The sequence below is a fragment of the Effusibacillus sp. SKA8 genome (genome assembly GCF_058273125.1).
Genome location: NZ_JBZCSF010000012.1, coordinates 12,367 through 24,800, shown reverse-complemented (window position 1 = coordinate 24,800; position 12,434 = coordinate 12,367). Strand labels below are relative to the sequence as shown.

Genomic DNA, 12,434 nt, shown 5'->3' with positions numbered 1-12,434 from the left:
CTTTACCAAAGCGATAGGAGGTTCTTTCCATGATGAAAGGTCAAACTTTATCTCCGAAAAAGTCGTTTGAGGAACTGGTGGTCGATCAACTAATTGAAGAAGGCTACATGACCTACACGGAGGGCATGTATCAACTGACAGACAAAGGGCACACCCATGTTGACAAACTGTTGGCAAAGCTTCCTCCCGGTCGAGTAATTCTGATTGGCTTGTATTTCTCCCAAAGGCTTGGCGTTGTCATGCACGACTAAAGTCGAAACGCCCATTGGGGCGTCAGTGGGAGATGGCCTCCCCACTCTGATGAGACAGGCCGACTACTTGGGAGGTGATGATATGGATAAACCGAACGGGAAAATAACCAGGGCTGAACTTGAACTGATGGCAGACCAGGTATTGGAAGTGTTGCACGTAGCGTTGCGTGTTTACCCTGCCCAAGCGAAAGCCCTTAAAGCGAAATTCGACGCCTTAATAGCGGCTGGATTCGACCAAAAACAGGCTTTGGAAATCGTAAAGACCAGACCGATATTCGAGTAAGGGTCTGAGGGAGGGCGAATGTCGGGTCGAGAGGATCTTTTTGGGTTGGATGAACGAGATACAGGAAGGAGTGTGAAAAACAATGAGAATCTATATGGCTTCCTCATGGAAGAACAAGAGTCAAGTTCAAAGTTTGACTTCCATTTTGCGGAATGAAGGCTTTGAAGTGGATGACTTTACGGACAGCTCAACGGGTAGATTTGTGTTTCACTACAACGAACTTGGGGAGCTAAACGATTTGGACGCAAAGAGCTTCCTTCAACATGAAAAACCACAGATGGCATTTCAAGAAGACAAAAAGTGGCTCGATTGGGCGGACGCTGTTCTTTTGGTGTTGCCAGCCGGTAAATCTGCTCATTTAGAGGCCGGTTATGCAGCGGGAAAAGAAAAGACTCTTGTGATCTACCAACCGGAATTCCCTAAAGGGGAGTTCGATGTGATGTATGGATTTGCAAACCTCATTACCGATGACTTCGATGAAGTTGTTCGTTTCCTGAGATCTGTCACTCCAAAAGCCATTATGGGGAGTTGATACGGATGGCGAAAGCGATCAAAGGAAACTCCGGTCGGACAAAGACAGCGCGAACGTCAGTTGCCATTCCAAAAGACCCGAATGTCTGTTTTGTTCTCTTCTCCAACACATACTTTAATGCACGGAATGTGGAATGCGGGCTGGCAAGTCTCCTCCACCAAGTGCAGAAGGTCGATGGCGATCGTAACGTGAAGCGCATGGAATATTTGGAGAAAGAACGCAAGCTGATGATCGAGTTCCAAGCGCTTGACAAACCTGGCAATAACAAACCATCCACTTAACACAATGTTTTGTCAAGTAAGCCGAAACGTCCCCCAGGGGGCGTCGTGGGGAACTGGCCTCCCCCACCTGATGATGGCAGGCCAAGGGGGTGAAACTTTTTACTATGAACAGGGACGACCTGTCGATTCAACAGACACTGCTTCAACATGACCTGGTTGCCCGAATGTCCAAACACTTTCCAAACTTGCAATCGCACACACCGAATTACTTCCGGCAGGAACTTCCTGAACTGGTGGAATTGGAAGCAACGGACGAGATGATTCTTCACTCCGGTCCCTCACTGCTTGATACGATCAGTCAGCGGAGATGTTGTCAGAATTGTAAAGGATATCTACAGTGCGGCCGACCGGAAGGACTGCAGGGTCTGTGGCACCGGTTAGGTATCCACCGTGGGCATTTGATGGTACGGATTATCGAATGCCCAGCTTACTTGGAATATCAAAACGAATTGCGGTTCCAAAGGCTTCAGGAGTTTTCAGGAAAGTCTAGTACGGATAGTGAATTTAGCTTTGATAACTATCCGGATGAGCAGCGCCGAAACGCACCGGAGTTGTATAGGGCGGCCAAGCGGTTTGCGGAGACGTTCGTTCCAGGAAGTGAGCGGCAAGGATTCTACATTTTTGGACAGCCGGGGGTGGGGAAAACACACCTCGCGCTGGCGGTTGTCAACCGACTGGAGGAGCGACGTGTCCCTGTCCTGTTTGTCCGGGCTGAATCAATATTTGACAAGCTTCGTGGTCTGTTAGAAAAGAAGCAGGACATTGAGGAGATTCTGGAGCGGTATTGCCAAGTTCCGGTTCTGGTGATTGACGAGTTCGCCCAGGAGACACCTCCAACAGAATTTACAGTCGGCAAGGTGTTTCGGATCGTCAATACCCGATTCATCGAAGGGTTGCCAACGATTTTCACAAGCAACTATGCCCCTAACGAAGTTTATAACAATGCTCCGGCTAGGACGCGGGAAAAGGTGGAAGCGATCCGCAGCCGATTACTCAAAATGAACAAACATGCGCATCTTCAGGGCCGGGATGGCCGGAAGATGGGGCTTACATTCTTGGATGCAAAAGGGGGAAAACGTGAATGATTCTTCGCAATCTATGGGCTGCCAAGATGAACCTGGAGCCAACCTTCGAATTTTGTCCAGGTCTGGGGGATGAGATCCAGCAGGCACACCGTGAACTCTTGATTGCTTGGCAAGGATTTGAGCAAGCGGAACCGGAGTTTGTCGATGCAGCTATCTATCGGCTGATTGCGGCAGAAGAAAAGTATGAAACGCTTCTCAGCCAGGCAAAGGTCCAGGGTGTTCATCTTTGTCAAATTGTATAGACGAAAGGATGATGAGTATGTCGAAGAAACCGCTGCCTGTTTTTCAAAGTTGGGACGAGGTCAATCAGGCTCTCCGTGAAATTGGTGAGATCGATCTCAAAGTACTTACGACCGAGACAGACTTGAACAACAAAGTCAACGTTCTGAAAGCCGAAGCGGAGGCGGCTGTCTCTCCCCTTCTGGAACGAAAAAAAGAATTAGAATTCAACATCCAACAATTCACTGAATACCACGCGGACGAGTTTAAGGAACGCAAAACAAAAAATCTCACATTCGGTGAAGTTGGGTTCAGGCAAGTATCAAGCATCGTTACCAGGAACGTCAAAGCCATCCTGGAAGCGCTGAAACAAAATAAGATGTTTGATTGCATCACTGTAAAGGAATCGATCAATAAAGACGAGTTAGCCAAATATGATGATGCTTCTCTTTTAAAGGTTGGAGCCAAGCGGAAAACGGAGGACAAGTTTTTTTACAAACCTAACGTAGAAAGGATTGAAGTGTAATGACAACCACACCGGCCACAAGGCGTGCAAACAATCCGCAGACTGTCAAGAAAACGATTCTCCCCCAAGAGGAGATCGCCTTGAACGTCATCAAAAAACGGGTGAACGGAAACGAACTGGAAAAAGTCCTGCTTGGTGTGGCAGCGTTCACAAGGTGCTTTGATGCCGACGATAAATACGAAGTCACGATCCGGGTAGACAAATTGATTGAGGAGGCCGACAACAATGAACTTGGTCAGCGAAGTGAAAGAACAACTCGTTCTGGTTCTTAATGCGGATGCGGATCGCAGGGAACTGCTTGAACGGTATTCCCCTGCCCTCCTGCAATGGTATTTCGAACACGGATATATCGAATAAGAGGTGATCTGATGTGTAAGATCAATCCGGAGCAGCGACGAAAGATTTTCGGAATGCAGCGTCAATATGGACTGTCGGAAGATGACCTCTACTCTGTCGTAGAACAAATCAGCGGTGAACGCAGCATCTCCCAACTGAGCAAAGCTCAGGCGATCAAGGTGATCGACCATCTGTGTAAGCTGGTGGGAGAAAAGCCTGCTTCCAGCAAGATGGCTTCCAAGAAACAATTATGGAAGATCAATCAACTGGAAAAGGAATTGGGCTGGGACGACAATCCAGCCCGTCTGCAGGCTTTCATGCGGAAGTATGCGGGAGTCGATCGTAAAGAATGGCTCACGCACCAAAAAGCTTGGAAGTTGATCGAGTCCATGAAAAAAGTACTGGAACGACGGCAAAAAGGGTCAGTATGATACGAAAGGAGGGCTGCTCATGAATGCGGTCCGGTTGTGGATCAATGAACTGACCCCCGACGATCTCCCCGAGCCTTACAAAAAGATTGCACTCCTGATCGGGGTTCAAAATACGATCCGATTGGCGGATGCCTACGGGGGGACGCACCTCTATCTTCCGAAAGCGGAATCAGCCCTCCGAGCGCTTCGGGATCGAAAAATCCGCGAAGAATACAACGGGTATAATCTCAGAGAAATAGCGAAAAAATACGATCTGACGGAAAAATGGGTCCGGGAAATTGTAAGCATCGAAGGATCTCATCCGGATCAAATGAATATCTTCGACCTCTTACACCAGGAGGCCGCTGTTTCGGAGAATTAGCTTCGTCAAGCGCTTTAGAGGAAGATTCCGCCTCTTCTCCTTTACACTCACAGGTAGAACAAACCTGTGAGTGTTTTTGTTTTTGCCCGGAAATGGGGTGAGGGAATGGAATGGGGCCAAGCGTTTAACATCATCCTTGCGGTTATGTTGAGCCTTATCGCTTATTTTTTGAAAAGGTTGGACAAGCAGATTGCGGACAACAACCAAGAACGCAAGCAAGAAATCGATCAGCTTAGGAACGACTTCGATGATCTGAAGGAAAAAATGCCGTTTACATATGTCTTGCGCGAGGACTATATCCGCAGCATGGCGGCGTTTGGCAACAAACTGGATAAGATCCATGATCTTATCGCGTTAAAGGATAAGGGGTGAACACAGAAATGGATATGAAAACGATCATGTCACGGCAAATTCGGGGATACATCATGAAGGTTCTGCAGATTGGTCACCCACAACCAACAGGCAGCAATGTGGTTGAAGTATGCCTGATTGACGCCGGTCTTCCTGTAACGCCTACCGCTCTTTCCGGCCATTTGGACTACCTGAAGGAAAAGGGCTACATCGAGTTATCGAAACCGGCCCTTAATGGGATCGATCTGCCGTTGATCCTTGCCAAACTCACTCCCAAAGGTATTGATCTCCTGGAACGGAACATCGACCCCGATCCTGGAGTGCATCTTCCATGAGCAAGCGCCGTAGGCATTTCAAGATTGAGAACCTGCCCAAGGAGATCCGGGAACAGGTAGATCAAATGCTTGCCAGCCAGACCCCTCGGTACACCTACGAAGAAATCGAAGTTTTCCTGCGGGATGAAGGATACCAAATTGGAAAGTCCAGCATTGCAAGATATCACAACTCGTTTGAACGGATTGCGGAACGGATCACGGAAACGCGGGAAAAGTTGAAAGTCCTCATCGACGCTGTACGTGAGCAGCCAAATACGGATCTCGCGGAAGCGGCTAACCAGTTGATGATGCAGGGGCTTCTTACTAGGATCGCGACGGCAGAGGACGAATTCGAGTCCCTGCCCCTTGATAAAGCAGGTCGGCTGATTGCGAATCTGGAACGCAGTGCTGTGGCACGCGAAAAATTGAAGTTTGAGTTTGACAAGGGTGTTTCCAAGGCGGTGGAAAGGATCAAGACCGAACTGCAGGCTGCTTTGAAGGAACAACCGGATCTTCTAAACAAGCTCATTGAACAGGTGAACAAGATCCACGAAACCTTGACGGCAAATTAGGCACTTTGGGCACTCCATAACGGGAGTGTGCTGTCGGTGGCGGGTGGGACGGCAGCTCTGTTCCTTGGCAACTTCATATGCCCCTCGTTGAGAAGTCTGTCCCCACGCGACCGTCGGTTGGCACCCGGCGAAGGCCATCTCCCTGCCGAGGGGAGCAATGGTGGTGAATGCCACGATCCGCGTAAGGTGCGGGGAGCGTCCACCTGGGGGATGCCACGATCCGCATCGCAGCCCGATGCGGGGAGCGTCAAACGGGAGAACCGGAACCTGACTTCGCCGGAGTGGATGAATCACTCTGTTCTTTGTCAAATTTTTAAAATGCCGTACAAGCTATCAATTTTCGATAGATAGTATAAAAATACTCGCTCAATAAATCGGACGCCGTGTAACGCGTTATAACGGCGTTATAGGGCATGTTCACGCAGGGACTCCCCTGAATTTTTACAGGTGGGATCTACCACCCTGAAACGAGGACATGAGTCATGGAACACATATCACGCCAGACGACCCGCAAATCGCCTGCTTCAAAACGACTCATGGAGAATTCGAAGCGTGCCGTTCAAGTGGAGACGATGACACGGGAAGAACCTGACTGCTCTGTTTGTATCTGGAGGGGCGGACTGGACCGTCCCTCCTGTCTGTTTCCTGAATGTGTGGTCAAGCGCGGCTGGAAAGGATGGCGGCGCGAATGAGCAAAAGGAAAGAAACCCTTTTGGAAAGCCTTGTGGGTACCCAGGGCAAAAAGTTCAATTCCTTTCTCGAATACTGTGGGAATTTCGTCCTGGATAACGGCGAGAAATACAACCCACTCAACCGGAAGTGCATGGTCGAGATCGTTCAGGCGTATGAATCGCATCCTTACATCGTGGTGGAGAAAGGGGCGCAGACAGGTTTCTCAACGCTTGCCATTGCGCACACTCTACACCTTGTGGATGCCGAAGAACGCAACGTGATTTACTACCTCCCCACCGACGGGATGGCGAGGATGTTTGGCCCGACCAGGTTCGATCCCTACATTGACCGGAGTCCGTATCTTCGGGAACGAGTTTCTGGGACGGATCAGGCTGGACTGAAACAGTTGGGAAGTCACTTTCTTTACATCAAAGGTCTTGTTAGCAAAACGGGAGCCATTTCCATTCCTGCAGACGCGATTGTGTTTGACGAAGTGGCGCTCATCAATCCGGAAAACATGGTCCTGGCGCAGGACCGAATTTCCGCCCCTGGTTCTTTAGGATGGCAGAGGTACTTTTCGGTGGCGCTGTTTCCCCAGGACGGGATCGATGAGTTGTTTGAAGCAACGGATATGCGAAAGTGGTTGGTTCGCTGCTCCGGGTGCAATCATGATCAACTGTTGGAAGAGGAATTCCCACTAAACATGGCCCGCAAGGACGGTAAGATGCTGTTGGCTTGCACAAAATGCGGTAAACCGCTGGATGTCAACAACGGCCAATGGGTGCCAGAACATCCGGATCGGGTAAACCAGCGCGGATACCGGGTACCGCAGTTGATTATCCCCGGTGTAAACCTGGATCTTCTCTGGAATCGTTGGGAAAAAGCGAAGGACAAGCCTTCCAAACGGGCCACCTTCCGCCGTAGTGCACTGGCCCTGCCCGATTCCGGTAATATGCAGCCCGTCAGCCCGGAGGTGTGGAACCGTGTTGTTGCGGCCAGCGATTATTACTGGCAGGATCACTCCGATGAAGTGACCGGGATCGGGATCGACATGGGGGATCGGGCACATGTCGCCGTTGCTGCCCCTTATGGACTTGAGGGTATGCGGCTGCTGGCGTTCTTCGAGGTGGACGTGGAAGATCTGGTAGACCTGATTGGGCAGTTGGAATCCCGGTACAATGCCGGTGGCCTTGTGATTGACGCGATGCCCTACAAGACGGAAAGCAAAAAGGTAGTGCGTAGTCTGCAGCAAGCGGACGGCTACATCCAGTACTTCAAAGGAACCGGAATTAACGAAGGGATCGAGGGGGAGGATGACCGGGCGGTGAACCGGGTCACTGTCGACCGCGACGAATCCCTGGATGAGACCACCGACTTGTTTGTCACCTCTCCCCCGCTGGCCCTGTTACCGAAGCCGCGAACGCCGGAAGAGGAAAAAACGCTGAAAGATGTGCGAGCACACCTCTTGAAGTTGGTGAAGGAAAAAGTTACCGGAGCCAATGGTGAAGCGGTGATCCAGTATAAAAAGAACGTGCCCAACCACTTCGGAATGGCGATTAACTCTGCAAGAATCGCCCTGTATCTTGCGGTTGGACGCCGTCGGGCGAGAGGACCGTGGCGAGCGGCAACGGTCGGCAGAAGTCTAGTCGCCGACATTGACTGGTGAGGAGGGACACGATGGATCAGATCATATTCGCGCAAATGGGGTCCCAGCTTTGGACCACCCTTTTTGAGTTTGACCAAGCGGTGGCCAATCCTGACGCATACAATTTGCTGGAATACGAGCGAATGGTCGATGGAGATGAAACCGTCGGCTTTTGTTTGGACTTTATTACGCTGTCCGTGTTACAGATTTTAGGCGAGTACACGCATCCGGAGGCGAAAATTCAAGCATTTGTCCGGGAGTGTTTTGAAAGCATGGAGGGAAACTTGTCAATCCAGATTCAGGATATCCTGACCGCCTTATGGGCGGGACACTCCTGTACCGAAATAGTGTACCGACCAGACGGCGATAAGATTCGCCTCAGGTATCTGGCCACCTATCACCCGCGTTCAATCTGGTACCGGGTCGACCGCCACACCGGACGGCTCCTGGACAACGGGATACTGCAGATCGCGTTCTGGAGTGGTGAGCAGGCGTACATCCCGACTCAAAAAGCCATTGTGTACACGCATAATCCGCGCTTTGGCAATCCCTACGGAACCTCCATGCTGAGACGGGTTCGCAAAAATTGGAAGCTGAAAGACCCTCTTCTCAAAATGTGGATGCGCGGCTTGGACAAGTACGGGACCCCGATCTTGGTGGCGATGGTTCCGAATGTGGAGGTGGACGATCCGGACAACCCCGGACAGAAAGTCAACCACCTTGACTATACGCTGCGTCTGCTGAACAACGTTCAAAACTCGACCGGCCTTGTCGTACAAAGCGGAACGAAGGACCAGCAAGTCGATGTCAAAGCGGTGGCCACGGCGGCTGCCGGAATGGGTGATGCGTTTGAGAAAGCCGAACAAAAGTTGGACAAAAAGATTGCACGGGGGTTGCTGATCCCAAGCCTTGTGTTTGATGAAGGTCGACATGGCGCGTACTCGCTTGGAAAGGGACATTTTGAAGCGTTTCTGATGATGATTGACGGGATTTACGGCCATTTGACCGAAGTCCTGCTGGAGCAGCTCATCAGAAGGCTGGTGGATCTCAATTTTGGTCCGCAAAAGGATTACGGAGCAATCCCTAAACGGGAGCAGACCGAAGAGGACATGAAATTGATGGCTGAGATCTTTGACACGTTGACCAATCAGGGCTATATGGACCCGGCCACAGAGGCCGATTTTAACTTCGTTCGCTCGAAAGTGGGGCTTCCCAAACGAGACCATCTTTCTCGTGCGGTTCCATCGTCTATTCCAAGATACTGGCGGGCTGAAAGTGGTGATCCGACTGAAGAAGCAAGAACTTCTGAGAATTCTTGATGATCACGAGGGGCAGGTACTTTCCTTGCTGGACCGATGGTTTGCACACAACCTGGACCCGCTCCGGAAGAACTATCGAAAGCTTGACCCTCATCGGTTTCACTTCAAAGAGCCGGGCGGGATTGGACGTATCCTAGCCCCTTATGGGATGCGGATGATCACAATCGGTATGGAACATGGACACCGGCTGACTTCTGATCTCGCTCGAAAGTATTCGCATCGGAGGAAGCTGTCCGACGAATTACCTGGTTTTGAACTCGATCCATCCATACCAGACAGACTTCTTCCGGAACATGCTATTGCGGCTATGCGTAACCGTGAGATCGTTCTCGCGGGGCGGTTTGAGGCGGATCTGATTCAAGACGTAAAAACCGCTCTTTTGAACTTTTTGGAAAGCGGTAATCGCGTTCAGGCGGAAGAAGAAATTGAAAAAACTCTCCGTGCGGCACGGGATCGTGCCAGTCTGATTGTGACAACGGAAACAACTTATGTGTACGCACGTGGCCGACTGGTTGCTTTCCGGGAGGCGGGCGTGGATTACTTCCGGTTCTCTGCCATCATGGATCACAAAACGAGTGTGCAGTGCAAGTCCAGACACGGGCTGATCATGGCGATGAACGATCCAAGGGTATCGGCCAATACTCCCCCTCTGCATGGGAAGTGCCGCTCGACACTGGAACCGATTTATTCCGCCTACCAGCCGGAATTGATCACGGAAGAAGCGTTGGACTGGAGTCACGTGGCTCCGCTTCCGAAAGGCTGGAAATCTGCTTAGAAAGGACGGTGAGCTATGGACAAGACACCGATCATGAAGATTCCCTTTTTCCGTTTGGGAAGATGGAAGCATCCGCAATACGGTTGGATCGAAGGGACCCAAACATTCTTTGATGAGATGATCCGCAATTTCAAAAACAAGGTACTGGGGCGTGCACCCTTCATCCGGATCGGGCATGACAAAGGCAACTCGCAACAATTCGGAGACGCTCCCGCCGAGGGGTGGATTTACGAGTTGATGCAGGAAGGCGATGTTCTTTACGCTTTGGCTCTTCCTACTTCCGATCAGGTGGCTGATGACATTCGAACCAAGCGGTACCGGTTTGCCAGCGCCGAATACGACCCAAATTACGTCGATAAGGAAACGGGCAAGAAAGTTGGCCCGGTTCTTTCTGCCGTCGCCCTAACGAATGAACCATTTTTAACCGGGTTGCCGGATGCAGTGATGTTGGCCGATCCGGATAACGATGAGTTTTATCTTGATTACGAGGAGGAGATCCCTTTGGAACAACAGGACAAAATGTTTAGCATGCTTTCCGGGCTGGTAGACAAGCTCTTGGAAGGTCTGAAAAACTTTTTCGCTCCCAAAAAGCCGGAAAACGATCAAGACCCCAAAGGAAAACCGGCTACGGATTCCATCGCTGCGCCTACTCCACAACTGGCTGACCAAACCGTACTGAACCGGTTGGCCGATTTGGAAAAGGAAAACCGGGAGATCCGCTTCGAACGGTACAAAGAGGCCATCGAACGGAAAATGAAGGATTTTGTTGCCGCCGGTATCCCACCGGTCATTTGCGACAAAGCAAAAGAAATTCTCTTGGCAAACCCTGAAGTGCAGACAGTTAAATTGTCGGACGGAGCAGAGAAACCGCTGGACGAACTGATTTTCAACTTGCTGGACTCTTTGCCGCAATCCAACAGGGTTCAATTTGGCCAAGTTGGATATACGGGTGGCGGTAGTGCTCCAGACGAGCAGAAATTCGCAGAGCAAATCAAGCTCGCGGAAGAAGCGTTTGTCGCATTGGGTGGCAAGATTGTGGACGGAAAATATCAATTTTAATTCGCTTTGAGAGGTGACCGATGTGAATCCAGGAATCGAAACGTTTGGATCGTATGAAGACCGGCAAGTGGTGGCGATTTCCGGCTCTGAGGTGATCATTGCCGCTACGCTGGCCGCCACCAACACGGATCTCCTGAAAGGAACGGTGCTTGGGATCGTGACAGCAAGCGGCGAGGTGGCTCCGTACAGCAACGCCAACACCGACGGCACGGAAGTGGCCAGATTGATCCTGGCAGAGAGTGTTCAAGCTTCCGCTTCCCCGCAACCGGTTTCGGTTTATATTGGGGGCATCTTTTATGAGGACACGCTGATTGGGCTGGACGATGCGGCCAAAACCGATCTGGGGCTTCGCTCCGTGATTGGCGGCATAGTCGTATGGCCCGTATAAGAGAGGAGGAGCTTCATGTTTGGTATTTCGTTTCCAACAGGTGTTGAAATCACACATATCGTTCGCAATCGGGTTGTAAATCCAGAGTTGTTTATGGGTGTCCAGTTTTGCCCGGTGGTGAACGAGTATGCGACTGGAATCTTGTACGACATTTTGGAAGCTGGAAAAGGCATGACTGTTGCACACCAGATCGGAACTGATCCGAAAGTGGTTCAAGTACCTGGAAGCAAAACGCAGCAATTTAAAACCGCATATTGGAAAGAGACACATCGGATGAACGAAGCCGAGCTTCTTGAAGCCAGACAAGCTGGGACGTTGAATAAGCGGGCTGGCTATGAGAGGGTTTTGCAGCATGCGATGGCTCTTGATGACCGTGTGGAAACCCGGATTGAGTGGTTGCGTTGGCAGGCGGTTATCAACGGAAAGGTTCAAGTGAACGAGAACGGAGTCAAGTTTACAGTGGACTATAAAGTCCCAATAAAAAACCGTGTTGACTTGACAACGGGGGGAACCCCCTGGACCGATCCGGGTGCCGACCCTGTTGATGCAATCTCCAATGCAATTCTAAACTTCCGGGGCACGGGCGGAAAAGCGAGAAAGGCTTATTTAAATATGGCAACGGCAGCCTTGATCGTAAAGAATCAAAACGTGCGGGATCTCCTCAAGTATTCCGGTGTGGAAAACATCGGTCTGACAACGATCGCGAAAGGACTTAAGTTGCTGATTCCAGACATTGACTTTTACATCTATGACGAGGGCTATTTGGACGACGAAGGAAACTTTCACAACTTCATTCCGGATCACCAACTGATCATTTTGGCTCAGGGAATGCCTTCCGAAAAGATGATGGACTTTGCCTCCACCATCTCGCTGCATAATGGCGGCGTCAACAACCCGCAGCCGGGCAAATTCTCTGTCATCGATGACAAGAGCCAGGCGGAGAAAAACCCGTATATTGATATCACGGTCGGGATCTACGGCCTGCCGAGAGTGTTCCATCCCAACTGGATCATCTCCATGAAGGTGGCATAACT

19 protein-coding genes and 2 other RNA genes are annotated in these 12,434 nt (G+C 50.6%); all 21 read left to right on the top strand.

Annotated features, from left to right (window positions below):
• Positions 1-29 precede the first annotated feature (29 nt).
• Positions 30-251, top strand: a complete 222-nt coding sequence (locus AC4ED1_RS10785; RefSeq protein WP_490938442.1) for a hypothetical protein — start codon at positions 30-32, stop codon at positions 249-251.
• An RNA gene (locus AC4ED1_RS10780) (hammerhead ribozyme type II) lies at positions 252-315 on the top strand.
• A gap of 18 nt (positions 316-333) precedes the next feature.
• Positions 334-534, top strand: a complete 201-nt coding sequence (locus tag AC4ED1_RS10775) for a hypothetical protein (protein ID WP_490938440.1) — start codon at positions 334-336, stop codon at positions 532-534.
• Positions 535-616: 82 nt separating this feature from the next.
• Positions 617-1,066 carry a hypothetical protein gene (locus AC4ED1_RS10770; RefSeq protein ID WP_490938438.1) on the top strand — a complete coding sequence of 150 codons (450 nt, stop codon included), beginning with the start codon at positions 617-619 and terminating at the stop codon, positions 1,064-1,066.
• Positions 1,067-1,071: 5 nt separating this feature from the next.
• Positions 1,072-1,347: a hypothetical protein gene (locus AC4ED1_RS10765; RefSeq protein WP_490938436.1), complete on the top strand. Its 276-nt coding sequence runs from the start codon at positions 1,072-1,074 to the stop codon at positions 1,345-1,347.
• 19 nt (positions 1,348-1,366) lie between these two features.
• An RNA gene (locus tag AC4ED1_RS10760) (hammerhead ribozyme type II) lies at positions 1,367-1,433 on the top strand.
• A gap of 3 nt (positions 1,434-1,436) precedes the next feature.
• A complete protein-coding gene (zapE, locus tag AC4ED1_RS10755) occupies positions 1,437-2,432 on the top strand; it encodes an AFG1/ZapE family ATPase (RefSeq protein WP_490938434.1) in 996 nt (331 codons plus the stop codon).
• The gene (locus AC4ED1_RS10750) at positions 2,429-2,674 is read left to right on the top strand and encodes a hypothetical protein (RefSeq protein WP_490938432.1); all 246 of its coding nucleotides are present in this window, start codon (positions 2,429-2,431) and stop codon (positions 2,672-2,674) included. Before zapE ends, AC4ED1_RS10750 begins: the two co-directional genes overlap by 4 nt.
• 17 nt (positions 2,675-2,691) lie before the next feature.
• A complete protein-coding gene (locus AC4ED1_RS10745; protein WP_490938430.1) occupies positions 2,692-3,177 on the top strand; it encodes a host-nuclease inhibitor Gam family protein in 486 nt (161 codons plus the stop codon).
• A 225-nt stretch (positions 3,178-3,402) separates the two neighbouring features.
• Positions 3,403-3,534 (top strand): hypothetical protein, encoded by a 132-nt coding sequence (locus AC4ED1_RS10740; RefSeq protein ID WP_490938428.1) that lies wholly within the window; start codon positions 3,403-3,405, stop codon positions 3,532-3,534.
• Positions 3,535-3,545: 11 nt separating this feature from the next.
• Positions 3,546-3,944, top strand: a complete 399-nt coding sequence (locus AC4ED1_RS10735) for a regulatory protein GemA (RefSeq protein ID WP_490938426.1) — start codon at positions 3,546-3,548, stop codon at positions 3,942-3,944.
• 19 nt (positions 3,945-3,963) lie between these two features.
• Positions 3,964-4,305 (top strand): Mor transcription activator family protein, encoded by a 342-nt coding sequence (locus AC4ED1_RS10730; protein WP_490938424.1) that lies wholly within the window; start codon positions 3,964-3,966, stop codon positions 4,303-4,305.
• A gap of 105 nt (positions 4,306-4,410) precedes the next feature.
• On the top strand, positions 4,411-4,677 hold the full coding sequence (locus tag AC4ED1_RS10725; protein WP_490938422.1) for a hypothetical protein: 267 nt from the start codon (positions 4,411-4,413) through the stop codon (positions 4,675-4,677).
• Between the two features lie 8 nt (positions 4,678-4,685).
• Positions 4,686-4,991 (top strand): hypothetical protein, encoded by a 306-nt coding sequence (locus AC4ED1_RS10720; protein ID WP_490938420.1) that lies wholly within the window; start codon positions 4,686-4,688, stop codon positions 4,989-4,991.
• Positions 4,988-5,542, top strand: coding sequence for a phage protein Gp27 family protein (locus AC4ED1_RS10715; RefSeq protein ID WP_490938418.1), 555 nt, complete (start codon positions 4,988-4,990; stop codon positions 5,540-5,542). The genes AC4ED1_RS10720 and AC4ED1_RS10715 overlap by 4 nt, the downstream gene beginning before the upstream one ends.
• A 688-nt stretch (positions 5,543-6,230) precedes the next feature.
• Positions 6,231-7,880 (top strand): phage terminase large subunit family protein, encoded by a 1,650-nt coding sequence (locus AC4ED1_RS10710; RefSeq protein ID WP_490938416.1) that lies wholly within the window; start codon positions 6,231-6,233, stop codon positions 7,878-7,880.
• Positions 7,881-7,891: 11 nt separating this feature from the next.
• Positions 7,892-9,178 carry a phage portal protein family protein gene (locus AC4ED1_RS10705; RefSeq protein WP_490938414.1) on the top strand — a complete coding sequence of 429 codons (1,287 nt, stop codon included), beginning with the start codon at positions 7,892-7,894 and terminating at the stop codon, positions 9,176-9,178.
• Between the two features lie 154 nt (positions 9,179-9,332).
• Positions 9,333-9,953, top strand: a complete 621-nt coding sequence (locus AC4ED1_RS10700) for a minor capsid protein (RefSeq protein ID WP_490938412.1) — start codon at positions 9,333-9,335, stop codon at positions 9,951-9,953.
• 15 nt (positions 9,954-9,968) lie between these two features.
• Entirely contained in the window at positions 9,969-11,012 is a 1,044-nt protein-coding gene (locus AC4ED1_RS10695) for a phage protease (RefSeq protein WP_490938410.1), read from the top strand.
• Between the two features lie 22 nt (positions 11,013-11,034).
• On the top strand, positions 11,035-11,400 hold the full coding sequence (locus tag AC4ED1_RS10690) for a head decoration protein (RefSeq protein WP_490938408.1): 366 nt from the start codon (positions 11,035-11,037) through the stop codon (positions 11,398-11,400).
• A gap of 15 nt (positions 11,401-11,415) precedes the next feature.
• Positions 11,416-12,432, top strand: a complete 1,017-nt coding sequence (locus AC4ED1_RS10685; protein ID WP_490938406.1) for a major capsid protein — start codon at positions 11,416-11,418, stop codon at positions 12,430-12,432.
• The last annotated feature ends 2 nt before the right edge of the window (positions 12,433-12,434 follow it).